The sequence below is a fragment of the Bradyrhizobium sp. genome, assembly GCF_022844465.1.
GTDB lineage: Bacteria > Pseudomonadota > Alphaproteobacteria > Rhizobiales > Xanthobacteraceae > Bradyrhizobium.
Window position 1 is genome coordinate 14122 of sequence record NZ_JALHLP010000007.1, and the last position, 16540, is coordinate 30661.

Sequence of the window (16540 nt, forward strand, 5' to 3'; positions counted from 1 at the left end):
AGCGTCGAACCCGGAATCTCGAGATTCCGGGTCTGGTCCTTCGGACCATCCCGGAATGACTAGTGCTATTACGAGACCGACGGTCTAATTCTCGCTCGTCGCTTCCCTCAAAACCTTCTGCAGCGTGTCGCCCTGCATCCGCGCGATGTCGTCCTGGTATTTCAGCAGCGCCCCCAGCGTGTCGCCGACCATCTGCGGCGTCAGCGAGCGGGCGTCGAGTTCGGTCAGCGCTGTCGCCCAGTCGATGGTTTCGGCGACGCCCGGCGACTTGTAGAAATCCTGGTCGCGCAGCGCCTGCACGAAGCGCACCACCTGCTGCGACAGCTTTGCGGAAATGTTGGGCACGCGCGACTTGACGATCGCCAGTTCGCGCACGGCATCGGGGTAGTCGACCCAGTGATACAGACAGCGGCGCTTCAGCGCGTCGTGGATCTCGCGGGTGCGGTTCGAGGTGATGATGACGATCGGCGGCTGCGGCGCCTTGATGGTGCCGAATTCGGGAATCGTAACCTGGAAGTCGCTGAGGATTTCCAGCAAGTACGCCTCGAACGCCTCGTCGGCGCGGTCGAGTTCGTCGATCAGCAGCACCGGCGCGCCGGCGACGTCAGGCTCCAGCGCCTGCAGCAGCGGGCGCTTGATCAGAAAGCGCTCGGCGAAAATATCCGACGACAATTGCTCGCGATCGGTGTCGCCGGCCGCTTCCGCGAGCCGGATCGCGATCATCTGCGCCGCGCTGTTCCACTCATAGACCGCGGAGGCGACATCCAGTCCCTCGTAGCATTGCAGGCGGATCAGCTTGCGCCCGAGCGCGGCCGACAGCACCTTTGCGATCTCGGTCTTGCCGACGCCTGCCTCGCCCTCCAGAAACAGCGGCCGTCCCATCCGCAGCGACAGATAGGCCACGGTTGCCAGCGACCGCTCGGCGAGGTAGCCGCGCGAGGTCAGGAGATCGAGCATGGCGTCGACGGATGTGGGCAGCGCCGACGCAATCATGGGAAAGCCCGTCTCGATAAGCCAGGAATTGGCAAGCCTACTTCGCGGTCGCGGCTTCGACGGCGCGGCGCGTCATCACGCCGATCAGGTGCGCGCGGTATTCGGCGCTGCCGTGCAGGTCGCTGTTGAGCCCCTCCGCAGAAACCGACAGGCCGTCGAGCACCTTGTGCGAGAAGCGCTTCTTCAACGCCTCCTCGAACGCGGTGGCGCGGAACACGCCCTCCGAGCCCGCGCCGGTAACCGCCACCCGCACGTCGGACGGGCGCTTGGCGACGAACACGCCGACCAGCGCGTAACGCGAGGCCTGGTTGCGGAATTTGACGTAGGCCGCCTTCTTCGGCATCGGGAACATCACCCTGGTGATGATCTCGTCGCTTTCGAGCGCGGTGGTGAACAAGCCCTGGAAGAATTCCTCGGCCTTCAGCCGGCGCTTGTTGGTGACGATGGTGGCGCCGAGCGCGAGCACGGCCGCGGGGTAATCCGCCGTCGGATCGTTGTTGGCGAGCGAGCCGCCGATCGTGCCCTTGTGACGAACCGCGGGATCGCCGATCTGGCCTGCGAGTTCAGCGAGCGCCGGGATCGCCTCGCGCACGGTCGCGGAATTCGCCACGTCGGCATGCCTGGCGGTCGCCCCGATCACCAGCGAGCGCCCCTTGACCTCGATGGTGTCGAGCCCTTCGATATGCGAGAGGTCGACCAGATGTGGCGGGCTGGCGAGCCGCTGCTTCATGACCGGCACCAGCGTGTGACCGCCGGCGATCAACTTGGCGTCTTCGTTCTTCACCAGGAGATTGGCAGCCTGCCGCACGGTCGCCGGACGGTGATATTTGAATTCATACATGAGAAATTCCTGAACGCGATCGCGATGAAATCGATGAGGCGAGGTCAGACTTCTTGGGTGAGGTCGAATGTCCTGAGCGAGGTCACTTGGCCATTGCCTTGGCGCCCGCGGCGATCGAGACAACGATGTTCTGGTAGCCGGTGCAGCGACAAAGATTGCCTTCGAGCTCCTCGCGAATGACGTGGTCCGAGAGGTCATGGCCCTTGCGATGAACCAGATCGACCGCGGTCATGATCATGCCGGGCGTGCAGAAGCCGCATTGCAGGCCGTGATGCTCGCGGAAGGCTTCCTGCATCGGATGCAGCGGCGCGCCGTCGGCGGCCAGCCCCTCGATGGTGCGAACCTCATGGCCATCGGCCATGACGGCAAGCGTGGTGCAGGACTTCACCGCCTTGCCATCGAGGTGCACGACGCAGGCGCCGCATTGCGAGGTGTCGCAGCCGACATGGGTGCCCGTCAGCCGCAGGTTCTCCCGCAGAAACTGCACCAGAAGGGTACGGGGGTCGACATTGGCGTTTACGGGATTGCCGTTCACGATCAGGGAAATCTTGGCCATCAGCACTCTCTTGAGCTGCGCCGCCGCCGATCGGCCGCGCAGGCGTCTAAATTCATTCCAAGGCCATATTATGGGCCATCCCGGCAATGAGCAACCTCAGGAGCCCCTCGCCTGGGACATGGCCTGTCGGATTAACCGGGCCATTGGACCGGAGCGTCGGAGACGGGCACCGCCTTAATCAGCCCTGCACGGCCCTGGCAAAATTGGCGAAGAACTCGTCGGCCAGCTTCTTGGCCGAACCGTTGATCAGGCGTTGCCCGAGCTGGGCCAGCTTGCCGCCGATCTGCGCCTCGACATTATAGGTGAGCAAGGTGCCGCCGTCCCGTTCGGCCAGTGCCACGGTGGCGCCGCCCTTGGCGAAACCGGCAACGCCGCCCTCGCCTTCGCCCGAGATCTTGTAGCCGTTGGGCGGGTCGAGATCGCTCAGGGTGACCTTGCCCTTGAAGCGGGCGGAGACCGGACCGACCTTCATCTTGGCAGTGGCGCGGAAGCCGTTGTCCTCGGTTTTCTCCAGCTCCTCGCAGCCGGGAATGCAGGCTTTCAGCACCTCCGGATCGTTCAATTTGGCCCACACGGCCTCGCGCGGCGCCGCAAGCTGGACTTCGCCGTTCATTGTCATGGCCATGGGATTGCCTCCTGGATCGCTTCACCCTGATCATCCCCAAGTAAAGCACGCCCGGCCCGAAAGGAAAGCCACCCGGAGCCCGAGCGATGCTTATTCGCAGTGCAGCAGGCGCCGGGCAAGGGGAGCATTGGCAGCGGCAGGCGGGAATGGTAGGTCCCGCGCAGAGGAGCGCGTCGCTGTCCCTCCCTCCCTGCTTGGAAAAATAACGACACCGGAGAACACTGATGCCGATGATCGACGCCGACGGGTGCCTGCTCAACGTATCCGTCGAAGGCCGCGACGGCGGACCGACGCTGATGCTGTCGAATTCGCTGGGCGCTACCTTGCAGATGTGGGAGCCGCAGATGAAGGCACTCACCCAGGTGTTCCGCGTCATCCGTTACGACCGCCGCGGCCATGGCAAGTCGAGCGTGCCATCAGGCCCCTATTCGATGGAGCGGTTCGGCCGCGACGCGCTGGCGATTCTCGACGACCTCAACATCCCGAAAGTGCACTGGTGCGGCCTGTCGATGGGCGGCATGGTCGGGCAATGGCTGGGCGCCAACGCGCCGGAGCGGCTCGGCAAGATCATCCTCGCCAACACCGCCTGCCACTATCCGGACCCGACCAACTGGCTCAACCGGATCAAGGCGGTGAAGGAAGGCGGCATCGCCGCGGTGGCGGATGCCGTGATCGCAGGCTGGCTGACGGCGGATTTTCGCGAGCGCGCGCCGCAGGTCGCGGCGAACATGAAGGCGATGCTGCTGGCCACGCCGGTCGAGGGCTACCTCGCCTGCTGCGAGGCGCTGTCAACGCTTGACCAGCGCGATCTGCTGGCGAAGATCAAAAGTCCGACGCTGGTGATCGCCGGCCGCCACGACGTGGCGACGCCGGTTTCGGCCGCCGAATTCATCCGCAGCCGGATACCAGGCGCCAGCATGACGATCCTGGACGCCGCGCATATTTCCAATGTCGAGCAACCGCACGCCTTCGCCGACGCCGTGGTCGGCTTTTTGACGCAACGCTAGATGAATGTCGTCATTCCGGGGCGCCTCGAAGAGGCGAACTATGGTGCGCAATTGCGCACCTGAGAATCTCGATATTCCCAGATGTGCAATTGCACATCATGGTTCACGCTTCGCGTGCCCCGGAATGACGCCCTGGAGGAGACACTGATGGACGACAATCAACGCCGTGACGAGGGCATGGCTCAGCGCCGAAAAGTGCTCGGCAATGAATGGGTCGACAAGTCGATCAAGAACCGCAACGCGTTCAACACCGACTTCCAGGACCTGATCACCCGCTATGCCTGGAGCGACATCTGGACCCGGCCGCATTTTGATCACCGAACCCGACGCGTGCTTGTCATCGGAACTTTGGTGGCGCTCGGCCAATGGGATGAATTCCGCCTGCATGTGCGCGCCGCGCTCAGCGAAGGCGGCTTCACGGCCGACGACATCAAGGAGATCTTGCTGCAGCAGGCGATCTATTGCGGCGTGCCGGCGGCCAACCACGCCATGAAGGAAGCCGCCGCCGTTCTCGCCGAGCTGGATTTGCTGAAGGGATAGCGGGCGAGGCTGCCGAGGCCGGAAGGCGCCCGGAGGCTCAAGCCTGGGATCAACGACCTGTTGATTTTATTGGGTTTCTGACAGCGCTGGCTGGACCCGGAATCCTTTGCATGGGGTTGTTTTGCAGAAAATGGATCGGACGGTCGAAGTCCATGGCGGGGAACATGGGTAGCGGGCGCTCGGAGACACCGTGTACAAGCCGTTTCAGCCACTCCTCCCGCTGTTGCCGCTTCCATATCCCGCTGTTAGAAAATGACACGACGCGGCGTACCGGCTGCCGGGGCCACCGCCGCGTCATCCAGACAAACGGCAGCACATGGACTATTTCGCCCAGCAGCTGATCAACGGCCTCGTGCTCGGCTCGATCTACGGCCTGATCGCCATCGGCTACACCATGGTCTATGGCATCGTCGGCATGATCAATTTCGCCCATGGCGACATCTTCATGATCGGCGGCTTCATTGCGCTGATCACCTTCCTGATCCTGGTCTCGTTCGGCCTTACCGCCATCCCCCTCATCCTGTTGATCGTGCTTTTGGTGTCGATGGCGATCACGGCGCTGTACGGCTGGACGGTGGAGCGCATCGCCTACCGGCCGCTGCGGCACTCGTTCCGCCTGGCGCCGATGCTTTCGGCGATCGGCATGTCGTTCGTGCTGATCAATTTTTCGCAGGTCGCCCAGGGCGCGCGGGTCAAGCCGGTGCCGCCGATCATCACCGGAGGCTACACGCTGTACGAGGGCGCAGGCGGCTTCGTGGTGCAGCTCTCCAACATCCAGATCATCGTCGTCGTCACCACCGTCGTCCTGCTCGGCCTGTTCACCTGGCTAGTCTCGAGCACGCGGCTCGGCCGCGACATGCGCGCCTGCGAACAGGACCAGACCATGGCATCGCTGCTCGGCGTCGATGTCGACCGCACCATCTCCATGACCTTCGTGATCGGAGCTGCGCTCGCCGCCGTCGCCGGCATGATGTACCTGCTCTATTACGGCCTGGTCGATTTCTTCATGGGCTTCGTCGCCGGCATCAAGGCCTTCACCGCCGCCGTTCTCGGCGGCATCGGCTCGCTCCCCGGCGCGATGCTGGGCGGGCTGCTGATCGGCCTGATCGAAACCATGTGGTCGGCTTACTTCTCGGTCGAATACAAGGACGTCGCCGCGTTCTCGATCCTGATCGTGGTCCTGATCTTCCTTCCGACCGGCCTGCTCGGCCGGCCCGAAGTTGAAAAAGTCTGATGGCCGGCCGCGTGAGCGCAACCCTCGCCTCCCCGCAAGATTCACGCGTTCCGGGCATCGCTTTCATCTTCAAGAAGGCGCTGATCAGCGCACTGGTCGCGCTGGTGCTGTTCTCGCTGATGATCGGCGTGCGCACCGATGCCGGTCCGGACGGACAACTGACCTATTGGACGCGGTTCGGCGACCTCGCCGCCATGGTGGCGACCGTATTCGGCGGCAGCATCGTCGTCGAATTGCTGCGGCAATGGTGGGGACCGGTCGGCACCGTCAGGGTGGTCCCGGCATCGGTACAGAGCGGGCTGTCGCTCGCCGGACGCCTGGTCGCACCGGTGCTGCTGGTGTTCACCTTCCTGGTGCCGGTGATCTTCTACAACGAGCGCTACATCCTCGACCTTGCCATCCTCGTCCTGACCTACGTGATGCTCGGATGGGGACTGAACGTGGTGGTCGGCCTCGCCGGCCTGCTCGACCTCGGCTATGTCGCCTTCTACGCCGTCGGCGCCTACTCCTACGCCCTGCTGGCGACCAATTTCGGACTGTCGTTCTGGGTCTGCCTGCCGCTCGCCGGCATCCTCGCCGCCTTCTGGGGGGTGCTGCTGGGATTTCCCGTGCTGCGGCTGCGCGGGGATTATCTCGCCATCGTCACGCTGGCCTTCGGCGAGATCATCCGTCTTGTCATCATCAACTGGCAGAGCCTGACCGGCGGGCCAAACGGCATTACCGGCATTCCCCGGCCGACCCTGTTCGGCATCCCGCTTTCGCCCGGCGAGGACGGGCTTGCGGCCCGGCTCGGCATCGAATTCTCGCCGACCCACCGCATCGTGTTTCTGTTCTACCTGATCCTGGCACTGGCGCTGCTCACCAACTGGGTCACGATCCGCCTGCGCCGGCTGCCGATCGGCCGCGCCTGGGAAGCGCTGCGCGAGGACGAGATCGCCTGCCGCGCGCTCGGCATCAACACCACCACGACCAAGCTGACCGCGTTCGCGACCGGGGCGATGTTCGGCGGTTTCGCCGGCGCGTTCTTTGCGACGCGGCAGGGCTTCATCAGCCCAGAATCCTTCACCTTCCATGAATCGGCGCTGGTGCTGGCGATCGTGGTGCTGGGCGGCATGGGCTCCCAGCTCGGCGTGGCGCTGGCCGCACTCGCCATGATCGGCGGCTTCGAGCTGTTTCGCGGGCTCGACCAGTACCGCATGCTGGTGTTCGGCATGGCGATGGTGCTGTTGATGATCTGGCGGCCGCGCGGCCTGATCGGCCATCGCGCGCCCACCGTGTTCCTGCGCCATAATCAGGCTATCTCCGCCGATCTCGTCAACGAGGGGCGCGGATGAGCGGGGATCACATCCTCTCCGTCGATCGGCTGTCGATGCGCTTTGGCGGCATCGTCGCCGTCAACGAGCTGTCCTTCGACGCCGAACGGCGCAAGATCACCGCGCTGATCGGACCAAACGGGGCCGGCAAGACCACGGTGTTCAACTGCATCACCGGCTTCTACAAGCCGACCTCGGGCGTGCTGCGCCTCACCCATGACGACGGCCATATCATCCAGCTCGAACGGCTGAACGACTTCCGGATTTCCAAGCTCGCGCGGGTCGCGCGCACGTTCCAGAATATCCGGCTGTTTCCGGGCATGACCGCGCTGGAGAACCTGATGGTGGCCCAGCACAACGCGCTGATGCGGGCCTCCGGGCTGACATTTCTCGGCCTGATCGGCGCGCCGTCCTGGCGCGTCGCCGAGCAGGCCGCGATCGATCTGGCGCGGACTTGGCTGGAACGCATCGGGCTTCTGGATCGCGCTGACGATGCCGCCGGCAACCTGCCCTATGGCGACCAGCGGCGCCTGGAGATCGCGCGCGCGATGTGCACCGATCCGGCACTGCTGTGCCTCGACGAGCCGGCCGCCGGACTGAACGCGCGGGAAAGCGCAGGCCTGAGCGAGCTTCTGCTTTCGATCCGCTCGGATCACGGCACCTCGATCCTCCTGATCGAGCACGACATGTCGGTGGTGATGGAGATTTCCGACCATGTCGTCGTGATGGATTACGGCGTCAAGATCGCCGAAGGCACGCCGCAACACGTGCGCGACGATCCCCGGGTAATCGCCGCCTATCTCGGCGCCGACGAGGAGGAAGCCATCGCGGTGATGGAGCGTGGAACATGACCGCGCCATCGAACGCCCCCCTGCTCGCGATCCGCTCGCTGCACGCGGCCTACGGCAAGATCGAGGCGCTGAGGGGCGTCGATCTCGACATCAACGCCGGCGAAATCGTCGCCCTGATCGGCGCCAACGGCGCCGGCAAGTCGACGCTGATGATGACGATCTTCGGCCGGCCGCGCGCCCGCTCCGGCCGGATCGAATTCGACGGCCAGGACATTAGCGCCGTGCCGACGCACGAGATCGCACGGCTCCGTATCGCCCAGTCCCCCGAGGGCCGTCGGATCTTCCCGCGCATGAGCGTGGCGGAAAACCTGCAGATGGGCGCCGACGCGACTTCGTCCAGCGAGGCGGAGCGCGCCAGCGGCCTGGAGCGCATCTTCACGCTGTTTCCGCGGCTGAAGGAGCGGATGAGTCAGCGCGGCGGCACCCTGTCCGGCGGCGAACAGCAGATGCTGGCGATCGGTCGCGCCCTGATGAGCCGGCCACGCCTGCTGATGCTGGACGAACCCTCGCTCGGCCTTGCGCCCCTGATCGCGCGGCAGATTTTCGACGCGATACGGGCTCTGAACCGGCAGGATGGCCTGACCGTCTTGATCGTCGAGCAGAACGCCAATCACGCCTTGAGGCTCGCCCACCGCGGCTATGTCATGGTCAATGGCCTGATCACGCTTTCGGGCACCGGCAGCGAATTGCTGCAACGCCCGGAAATCCGTGCCGCCTATCTGGAAGGCGGCCGTCGGGCCTAGCTTCCGGCAGGCATGCGAAGGGGGTCTGCCGCGGGAGACTGCGGCAAGATGCTGCGAACGGATCGTGGATAGGCTGGATAATTGCCGATGACTTCGCCGCAAAATCAGCCACAATGGCCGTGATTTTCGCACCCGGCCCGCCGGGCGTTTCCCGAAATCGACCCACCCGCGAGGACATCTCATGAAACCACTGAAACTCATCGGCCTGGCATTGGGCGCTTCCCTGGCGCTTTCGACCGCAGCGCTGGCGCAGGATATCTCCATCGCCGTGGCCGGCCCGATGACAGGCGGCGAATCCGCGTTCGGACGTCAGATGAAGAACGGGGCCGAGCAGGCCGTGGCCGACATCAACGCCGCCGGCGGCGTACTCGGCAAGAAGCTGGCGCTTCAGATCGGCGACGACGCCTGCGACCCCAAGCAAGCGCGCTCGGTGGCGGAAAAATTCGCCAGCGCGAAGATCCCGTTCGTGGCAGGCCATTTCTGTTCGTCGTCGTCGATCCCGGCGTCGGAGGCCTACGCCGATGGTAACGTACTTCAGATCACGCCGGCCTCGACCAACCCGCTGTTTACCGAGCGCAAGCTGTGGAACGTGGCCCGCGTCTGCGGCCGCGACGACCAGCAGGGCCTCGTCGCCGCCAACTACATCGCCAAGAACTTCAAGGGCAAGAATGTCGCCATCCTCAACGACAAGACCACCTACGGCAAGGGTCTCGCCGACGAAACCAAGAAGGCGCTCAACAAGGCTGGCTTTACCGAGAAGATGTTCGAATCCTATAACAAGGGCGACAAGGATTTTAACTCGATCGTCTCGCGGCTGAAGCGCGACAACATCGACCTGGTGTTTGTCGGCGGCTACCATCAGGAGGCGGGCTTGATCCTGCGCCAGATGCGCGACCAGGGCCTCAAGACCGTGCTGATGGCCGGCGATGCCCTGAACGACAAGGAATTCGCCACCATCACTGGACCGGCCGGCGAAGGCACCCTGTTCACCTTCGGTCCCGATCCCCGCAACAAGCCGACCGCGAAAGCGATCGTCGAAAAGTTCAAGGCCAAGAACATCGATCCCGAAGGCTACACACTCTATACTTACGCCGCGATGCAGGTCTGGGCGCAGGCGGTGGCGAAGGTCGGATCGACAGATCCCAAGAAGGTGATGGAGGCCATCAAGGCCGGCGAGTGGAACACGGTGCTGGGCAAGATGGGCTTTGACGCCAAGGGCGACATCAAGGCGATCGACTATGTCGTCTACAAGTGGGACGCCAAGGGCAACTACGTCGAGATCAATCCCAAGGGCTCTTGACCCTCTACCCTCCCGTCGAAACCAGACGCCCCGGCTTGCCGGGGCGTTTTCGTTTGGATTCCGGAAAATTTTTCGTCTCGGGGAACAATTTGTTTGCGGGTGCATTGGGGACCTCGGGCTGAGTTCCATGTCGTTGATTTAACGATCTTAACCGTAGTTCCAGCTTGATCTGCAGTGGGCAGCCGGTTCTATGATTTGGAATCGCTTCTCAGCTACCGATTCGTGCCAGCTGATTTTGAGGAAGAACCTATGAGCGATCTCTCCCCTGGAGCCTCATCAAAGCTACGGCGCGCGCCCCGGCGCAAATCGGCCGCCAACGGCAAAGCCGAACCGCTGCAGGATCTGCTGCAAGCCTTGCAGGCGATGCGCGCGGGCGATTTCTCGGTGCGGATGACCGGCGATCACCTCGGCATCGAGGGCAAGATCGCAGACACCTTCAATGAAATCGTCGCCGCCAACCAGCGGATGGCGCAGCAACTTGAGCGCGTCGGCCAGGTCGTCGGCCGCGAAGGCAAGACCCGCCAGCGCGTCAAGTTCGACCTTTCCAGCGGATCGTGGGCGGACATGGAAGGTTCGGTCAACACGCTGATCGACGATCTGCTGTGGCCGACGCGCGAGGTGACGCGCGCGGTCGCCGCGGTGGCCCAAGGCGATCTGCTGCAAACCGTGCAGCTCGACGTCGACGGCCGTCCGTTGGGCGGAGAATTCCTGCAATCGGCCACCATCGTCAATACGATGATCAAACAGCTCAGCGTGTTCACCTCGGAGGTGACGCGCGTGGCGCGCGAGGTCGGCACCGAGGGCAAGCTCGGCGGCCAGGCCCAGGTGCCGGAAGTGACCGGCGTCTGGAAGGATCTCACCGAGAGCGTCAACTCGATGGCCAACAACCTCACCGGCCAGGTCCGCAACATCGCGGAAGTCACCATCGCGGTGGCGAATGGCGACTTGTCGAAAAAAATCACGGTGGACGTCCGCGGTGAAATTCTGCAGCTGAAGGAGGCCATCAATACCATGGTGGACCAGCTACGGTCCTTTGCCTCGGAAGTGACGCGCGTGGCGCGCGAGGTCGGAACCGACGGCAAGCTCGGCGGCCAGGCGATCGTGCCCGGCGTCGCCGGCACCTGGAAGGATCTGACGGACTCGGTGAACGCGATGTGCGGCAACCTCACCGCGCAGGTCCGCAATATCGCCAACGTCACCACCGCCGTCGCCCGCGGCGACCTGTCGCGCAAGATCACCGTGGATGTCCGCGGTGAAATTCTGGAGCTGAAGGACACCATCAACACGATGGTCGATCAGCTCAACGCGTTCGCCTCCGAAGTGACGCGCGTGGCCCGCGAGGTCGGCACCGAGGGCAAGCTCGGCGGCCAGGCCCAGGTCCCCGGCGTCGCCGGCACCTGGAAAGACCTTACCGACAACGTCAACTTCATGGCCTCGAACCTGACCGCCCAGGTCCGCAACATCGCCGACGTGGCGACCGCGATCGCCAGCGGCGACCTGTCCAAGAAGATCACCGTGACCGTATCGGGCGAAATCCTTCAACTGAAGGAAACGCTGAACACGATGGTCGACCAGCTCAACGCCTTTGCCGGCGAAGTGACGCGCGTGGCGCGGGAGGTCGGCACCGAGGGCCGGCTCGGCGGCCAGGCCAACGTGCTCGGCGTCGCCGGAACCTGGAAGGACCTGACCGAAAGCGTCAACTCGATGGCGAGCAACCTGACGGCGCAGGTTCGCAACATCGCCGAGGTCACGACCGCGGTCGCCAATGGCGACCTGTCCAAGAAGATCACGGTGGACGTGCGCGGCGAAATTCTCGAACTGAAAGACACCATCAACACCATGGTCGATCAGCTCAACGCCTTCGCCGGCGAGGTGACCCGCGTCGCGCGCGAGGTCGGCACCGAGGGCAAGCTCGGCGGCCAGGCGATGGTGCGCGGCGTCGCGGGCACCTGGAAAGACCTCACCGACAGTGTCAACTCGATGGCCAGCAACCTGACCGGCCAGGTGCGCAACATCGCCGAGGTCGCCACCGCCGTCGCCAAGGGCGATCTGTCCAAAAAGATCACGGTGAACGTATCGGGCGAAATCCTTCAATTGAAGGAAACGCTGAATACGATGGTCGACCAGCTCAATGCCTTCGCCGGCGAGGTGACCCGCGTCGCCCGCGAGGTCGGCACCGACGGCAAGCTCGGCGGCCAGGCCGAAGTGCGCGGCGTCGCCGGCACCTGGAAAGACCTGACCGACAGCGTCAACTCGATGGCCGGTAACCTGACGGCCCAGGTCCGCAACATCGCCGAAGTCGCCACCGCCATCGCCGGCGGCGACCTGTCGCGAAAGATCACGGTGGACGTGCGCGGCGAGATCCTGCAGCTGAAGGAAACGCTCAACACGATGGTCGACCAGCTCAACCGCTTTGCGGGCGAAGTCACCCGGGTGGCGCGCGAAGTCGGCACCGAGGGACGGCTGGGTGGTCAGGCCAACGTGCCCGGCGTCGCCGGCACCTGGAAGGACTTAACCGACAACGTCAACTCGATGGCCGGCAATTTGACCGGCCAGGTCCGCAACATCGCCGAAGTGACGACGGCGGTCGCCAAGGGCGACCTGTCGAAGAAGATCACGGTTGACGTCAAAGGCGAGATTCTGGAGCTGAAGAACACCGTCAACACCATGGTCGACCAGCTCAACGCGTTCGCATCGGAAGTGACGCGCGTCGCGCGCGAGGTCGGCACCGAGGGCAAGCTGGGCGGCCAGGCCGAGGTGCCTGAAGTCGCCGGCACCTGGAAGGACCTCACCGACAACGTCAACTTCATGGCCTCGAACCTGACCGCGCAGGTCCGCAACATCGCCGAAGTCGCCACCGCGATCGCCGGCGGCGACTTGTCCAAGAAAATCACGGTCGATGTCCGCGGCGAAATCCTGCTGCTGAAGGATACCCTCAACACCATGGTAGAGCAGCTGCGCTCGTTCGCCGCCGAGGTGACGCGCGTGGCGCGCGAGGTCGGCACCGAAGGCAGGCTCGGCGGCCAGGCCGTGGTGCCCGGCGTCGGCGGCACCTGGAAGGACCTGACCGACAACGTCAACCTGCTGGCGGCCAACCTCACCACGCAGGTCCGCAACATCGCCGAAGTCACGACGGCGGTGGCCCGCGGCGACCTGTCGCGCAAGATCACGGTCGACGTGAAAGGCGAAATCCTCGAACTGAAGAACACCATCAACACCATGGTCGATCAGCTCAACGCCTTTGCCGGCGAAGTGACGCGCGTCGCGCGCGAAGTCGGCACCGAGGGCAAGCTGGGCGGTCAGGCGCAGGTGCCGGGCGTCGCCGGCACCTGGAAGGACCTGACCGACACCGTGAACTTCATGGCCGCCAACCTGACCGAACAGGTGCGCGGCATCGTCAAGGTGGTGACGGCGGTCGCCAACGGAGACCTCAAGCAGAACCTGACGGTCAAATCGAAGGGCGAGGTCGCAGCTCTCGCCGATACCATCAACAACATGACCGAGACGCTCGCGACCTTCGCCGACCAGGTCACCAGCGTGGCGCGCGAAGTCGGCGTCGAGGGTCGGCTCGGCGGCCAGGCCAACGTGCCCGGCGCCGCCGGCACCTGGAAGGACCTCACCGGCAACGTCAACCTGCTCGCCGCCAACCTGACGTCCCAGGTGCGCGCGATCGCGGAAGTGGCGACCGCCGTGACCAAGGGCGACCTGACCCGCTCGATCCAGGTCGACGCCCGCGGCGAGGTGGCCGAACTCAAGGACAACATCAACACGATGATCGGCAATCTCCGCCTGACGACCCAGGTCAATACCGAGCAGGACTGGCTGAAGACCAACCTGGCCAAGTTCACCAACATGCTGCAGGGACAGCGCGACCTGACCACGGTCGGCCGGCTGCTGCTGACCGAACTGGCGCCGCTGATCAACGCCCATATGGGCGTGATCTACCAGGTCGAGAATCCGGAAACCCCGCAACTGCGACTGCTGTCGGCCTATGCCGGCGACGGCGCCAGCCCTCACCCGCTGGTCGTCCAATTCGGCGAGGGTCTGATCGGACAGTGTGCCATGGACAAGCGCCAGCGGCTGGTGTCGGACATTCCGACCGACACGGTGCCGATCAACTCGGCGCTGTTGCGCGTCGTCCCGAAGAACCTCGTGGTGTTGCCGATCCTGTTCGAAAACCAGGTCAAGGCCGTAATCGAGCTCTCCTCCGTGAACTCGTTCACCACCTCGCAGATGACCTTCCTTGAACAGCTCACCGACAGCATCGGCATCGTGCTCAACAGCATCGAGGCCACGATGCAGACGGAGGGCCTGCTGACGCAGTCCCAGCAACTTGCCGGCGAACTGCAGACCCAGCAGAAGGAACTGCAGCAGACCAACGAACAGCTGGAACAGAAGGCGCAACAACTCGCCGAGCGCAACGTCGAGGTCGAGCGAAAGAACCAGGAAATCGAACAGGCGCGGCGCGCGCTCGAAGAGAAGGCGACCGAACTGTCGCTGACATCGAAGTACAAGTCCGAGTTCCTCGCCAACATGTCGCACGAGTTGCGCACACCGCTCAATAGCATTCTGATTCTCGGCCAGCAGCTCACCGAGAACCCGGACGGCAACCTGTCGCCGAAGCAGGTTGAGTTCGCCCGCACCATCCATGGCGCCGGCACCGACCTGCTCAACCTCATCAGCGACATTCTCGACCTGTCGAAGATCGAATCCGGCACCGTGACCGTGGATGCCGAGGAGATACTGACCTCGAGCCTGCTTGAAACCGTCGGACGCCCGTTCCGCCACGAGGCCGAGAACCGCCAGCTCTCGTTCAACGTCGAGATCGACGAGAGCCTCCCCCGCAGCATGGTCACCGACTCCAAGCGGCTGCAGCAGGTCCTGAAGAACCTGCTCTCCAACGCGTTCAAGTTCACCGCCGAGGGCGGCGTGAAGCTGAACGTGTCGGCCGCCGTCGGCGGATGGGGCGCGGAGCACCCGATCCTGAACCAGGCGCCGGCCGTTATCGCCTTCGAGGTGACCGACACCGGGATCGGCATCCCGCTCGAAAAGCAGAAGCTGATTTTCGAGGCGTTCCAGCAGGCGGACGCCGGCACCAGCCGCAAATACGGCGGCACCGGCCTTGGTCTGGCCATCAGCCGCGAACTCGCGAGCCTGCTCGGCGGCGAAATCCACCTGCGCAGCGCGCCCGGCAAGGGCAGCACCTTCGTGCTCTACTTGCCGCTGAAATACTCCGGCCCGACGGTTGCACCACGGACCCCTGCCCCATCGCAATTCGCAGCGCCGGCGCTGCAGGCCGCGGCAACGCAAGAGCGGATCATCGAGCAGCTGCCGGACGACCGGCTTAATCTCGAGCCTGGCGACACCATTCTGCTGATCGTCGAGGACGATCCACACTACGCGCGGGTGCTGATCGATCTGGCCCGCGACAAGGGCTTCAAGGTTCTGGTGGCAAGCCGCGGCGCCGAAGCGCTCGAACTCGCCAAGCAGTTCCAGCCCGCGGCGGTCTCCCTCGACGTGTTCCTGCCGGACATGCTGGGCTGGACGGTGCTGAGCCAGCTCAAGCACAATCCGCTGACCCGCCACATCCCGGTCCAGATCATCACGCTGGACGAGGATCGCCAGCATGCGCTGGCGCGCGGGGCGTTCTCGTTCGTCAACAAGCCGACGACGACCGAGGGCGTCAGCGCCGCCTTGTCCCAGATCAAGGAGTACGCGAAGCCGCGCCGCAAGCGGCTCCTCATCGTGGAGGACAATGCCGCCGAGCAGATGAGCATCTCCGAACTGCTCGGCCACGACGATATCGAGATCGTTACGGCGGATACCGGAGCAAGCGCATTGTCGACCCTGCGCGACAGCCGCTGCGACTGTGTCGTGCTGGATTTGCGGCTACCCGACATGAGCGGCTTCGAGGTCCTCGACCGGATCCGCCAGGACGATTCCCTTTCGAACGTGCCTGTGGTGGTGTTCACCGGCCGCGAGCTTTCCGCCGAAGAGGATGCGGAACTTCACACCATGGCTCGAAGCATTGTGGTGAAGGGCGTCGAGTCGCCGGAGCGCCTGCTCGACGAAACCTCGCTGTTTCTGCACCGTGTGATTACGGAATTGCCCATCCAGAAGCAGAGGATGCTTGAAAAGCTGAACAGTTCCGACGAAGATTTGGTTGGCAAGACCGCTCTTCTGGTGGACGACGATGCCCGCAACATTTTCGCGCTCTCCAGCGTACTGGAGCGGCGCGGCATGAAGGTGCTGACCGCTACGACCGGCCACGAGGCCGTTGCACTGGTCGAGTCGAATCCAGACATCGCGGTCGTGCTGATGGATATCATGATGCCGCAGATGGACGGATATCAGACCATCGGCGTTATCCGGCAAAACCCGTCCTTTGGCCGCCTCCCGATCATTGCGCTGACCGCCAAGGCGATGAAGGGCGACCGCGAGAAATGCCTCGAGGCCGGCGCCTCTGACTACCTCGCCAAGCCGGTCAATACTGAACAGTTGCTCCTAGCCATACGAATGTGGCTCCACCGTTGATCG

General features: G+C 64.1%; 12 protein-coding genes. 8 read left to right on the forward strand and 4 right to left on the reverse strand.

Annotated elements, in window-relative coordinates:
- Nucleotides 1-84: 84 nt before the first annotated feature.
- The 4 genes from Q0D31_RS13605 to Q0D31_RS13620 form a co-directional block, all read right to left on the reverse strand.
- Nucleotides 85-993, reverse strand: coding sequence for a MoxR family ATPase (locus tag Q0D31_RS13605; protein ID WP_291851495.1), 909 nt, complete (start codon nucleotides 991-993; stop codon nucleotides 85-87).
- A gap of 37 nt (nucleotides 994-1030) precedes the next feature.
- Complete coding sequence (locus tag Q0D31_RS13610; protein ID WP_291851498.1) at nucleotides 1031-1834, reverse strand: xanthine dehydrogenase family protein subunit M; 804 nt, start codon at nucleotides 1832-1834, stop codon at nucleotides 1031-1033.
- A gap of 82 nt (nucleotides 1835-1916) precedes the next feature.
- Nucleotides 1917-2390, reverse strand: a complete 474-nt coding sequence (locus Q0D31_RS13615; protein WP_291851501.1) for a (2Fe-2S)-binding protein — start codon at nucleotides 2388-2390, stop codon at nucleotides 1917-1919.
- A gap of 178 nt (nucleotides 2391-2568) precedes the next feature.
- Nucleotides 2569-3015 (reverse strand): carbon monoxide dehydrogenase subunit G, encoded by a 447-nt coding sequence (locus Q0D31_RS13620; protein ID WP_291851505.1) that lies wholly within the window; start codon nucleotides 3013-3015, stop codon nucleotides 2569-2571.
- 224 nt (nucleotides 3016-3239) lie between these two features.
- Between Q0D31_RS13620 and pcaD the strand changes: the two genes are divergently transcribed.
- From pcaD to Q0D31_RS13660, 8 genes are all read left to right on the forward strand, one after another.
- Nucleotides 3240-4022 (forward strand): 3-oxoadipate enol-lactonase, encoded by a 783-nt coding sequence (gene pcaD, locus Q0D31_RS13625; protein ID WP_291851509.1) that lies wholly within the window; start codon nucleotides 3240-3242, stop codon nucleotides 4020-4022.
- A 147-nt stretch (nucleotides 4023-4169) separates the two neighbouring features.
- Nucleotides 4170-4562, forward strand: a complete 393-nt coding sequence (locus tag Q0D31_RS13630) for a carboxymuconolactone decarboxylase family protein (RefSeq protein WP_291851511.1) — start codon at nucleotides 4170-4172, stop codon at nucleotides 4560-4562.
- Between the two features lie 316 nt (nucleotides 4563-4878).
- Nucleotides 4879-5796, forward strand: coding sequence for a branched-chain amino acid ABC transporter permease LivH (locus Q0D31_RS13635; protein WP_291851514.1), 918 nt, complete (start codon nucleotides 4879-4881; stop codon nucleotides 5794-5796).
- Nucleotides 5796-7130, forward strand: coding sequence for a high-affinity branched-chain amino acid ABC transporter permease LivM (gene livM / locus Q0D31_RS13640; protein ID WP_291851517.1), 1335 nt, complete (start codon nucleotides 5796-5798; stop codon nucleotides 7128-7130). The genes Q0D31_RS13635 and livM overlap by 1 nt, the downstream gene beginning before the upstream one ends.
- Entirely contained in the window at nucleotides 7127-7960 is an 834-nt protein-coding gene (locus tag Q0D31_RS13645) for an ABC transporter ATP-binding protein (RefSeq protein ID WP_291851521.1), read from the forward strand. The genes livM and Q0D31_RS13645 overlap by 4 nt, the downstream gene beginning before the upstream one ends.
- The gene (locus tag Q0D31_RS13650; protein WP_291851524.1) at nucleotides 7957-8703 is read left to right on the forward strand and encodes an ABC transporter ATP-binding protein; all 747 of its coding nucleotides are present in this window, start codon (nucleotides 7957-7959) and stop codon (nucleotides 8701-8703) included. Before Q0D31_RS13645 ends, Q0D31_RS13650 begins: the two co-directional genes overlap by 4 nt.
- A 181-nt stretch (nucleotides 8704-8884) precedes the next feature.
- Nucleotides 8885-10003, forward strand: a complete 1119-nt coding sequence (locus tag Q0D31_RS13655) for a branched-chain amino acid ABC transporter substrate-binding protein (protein ID WP_291851527.1) — start codon at nucleotides 8885-8887, stop codon at nucleotides 10001-10003.
- 249 nt (nucleotides 10004-10252) lie between these two features.
- A complete protein-coding gene (locus Q0D31_RS13660) occupies nucleotides 10253-16537 on the forward strand; it encodes a HAMP domain-containing protein (protein WP_291851531.1) in 6285 nt (2094 codons plus the stop codon).
- The last annotated feature ends 3 nt before the right edge of the window (nucleotides 16538-16540 follow it).

What these genes read in the sequence shown, in the direction of transcription:
- Q0D31_RS13605 (WP_291851495.1), bottom strand. Translation starts at nt 993, where the DNA reads ATGATTGCGTCGGCGCTGCCCACATCCGTCGACGCCATGCTCGATCTC.
- Q0D31_RS13610 (WP_291851498.1), bottom strand. Translation starts at nt 1,834, where the DNA reads ATGTATGAATTCAAATATCACCGTCCGGCGACCGTGCGGCAGGCTGCC.
- Q0D31_RS13615 (WP_291851501.1), bottom strand. Translation starts at nt 2,390, where the DNA reads ATGGCCAAGATTTCCCTGATCGTGAACGGCAATCCCGTAAACGCCAAT.
- Q0D31_RS13620 (WP_291851505.1), bottom strand. Translation starts at nt 3,015, where the DNA reads ATGGCCATGACAATGAACGGCGAAGTCCAGCTTGCGGCGCCGCGCGAG.
- pcaD (WP_291851509.1), top strand. Translation starts at nt 3,240, where the DNA reads ATGCCGATGATCGACGCCGACGGGTGCCTGCTCAACGTATCCGTCGAA.
- Q0D31_RS13630 (WP_291851511.1), top strand. Translation starts at nt 4,170, where the DNA reads ATGGACGACAATCAACGCCGTGACGAGGGCATGGCTCAGCGCCGAAAA.
- Q0D31_RS13635 (WP_291851514.1), top strand. Translation starts at nt 4,879, where the DNA reads ATGGACTATTTCGCCCAGCAGCTGATCAACGGCCTCGTGCTCGGCTCG.
- livM (WP_291851517.1), top strand. Translation starts at nt 5,796, where the DNA reads ATGGCCGGCCGCGTGAGCGCAACCCTCGCCTCCCCGCAAGATTCACGC.
- Q0D31_RS13645 (WP_291851521.1), top strand. Translation starts at nt 7,127, where the DNA reads ATGAGCGGGGATCACATCCTCTCCGTCGATCGGCTGTCGATGCGCTTT.
- Q0D31_RS13650 (WP_291851524.1), top strand. Translation starts at nt 7,957, where the DNA reads ATGACCGCGCCATCGAACGCCCCCCTGCTCGCGATCCGCTCGCTGCAC.
- Q0D31_RS13655 (WP_291851527.1), top strand. Translation starts at nt 8,885, where the DNA reads ATGAAACCACTGAAACTCATCGGCCTGGCATTGGGCGCTTCCCTGGCG.
- Q0D31_RS13660 (WP_291851531.1), top strand. Translation starts at nt 10,253, where the DNA reads ATGAGCGATCTCTCCCCTGGAGCCTCATCAAAGCTACGGCGCGCGCCC.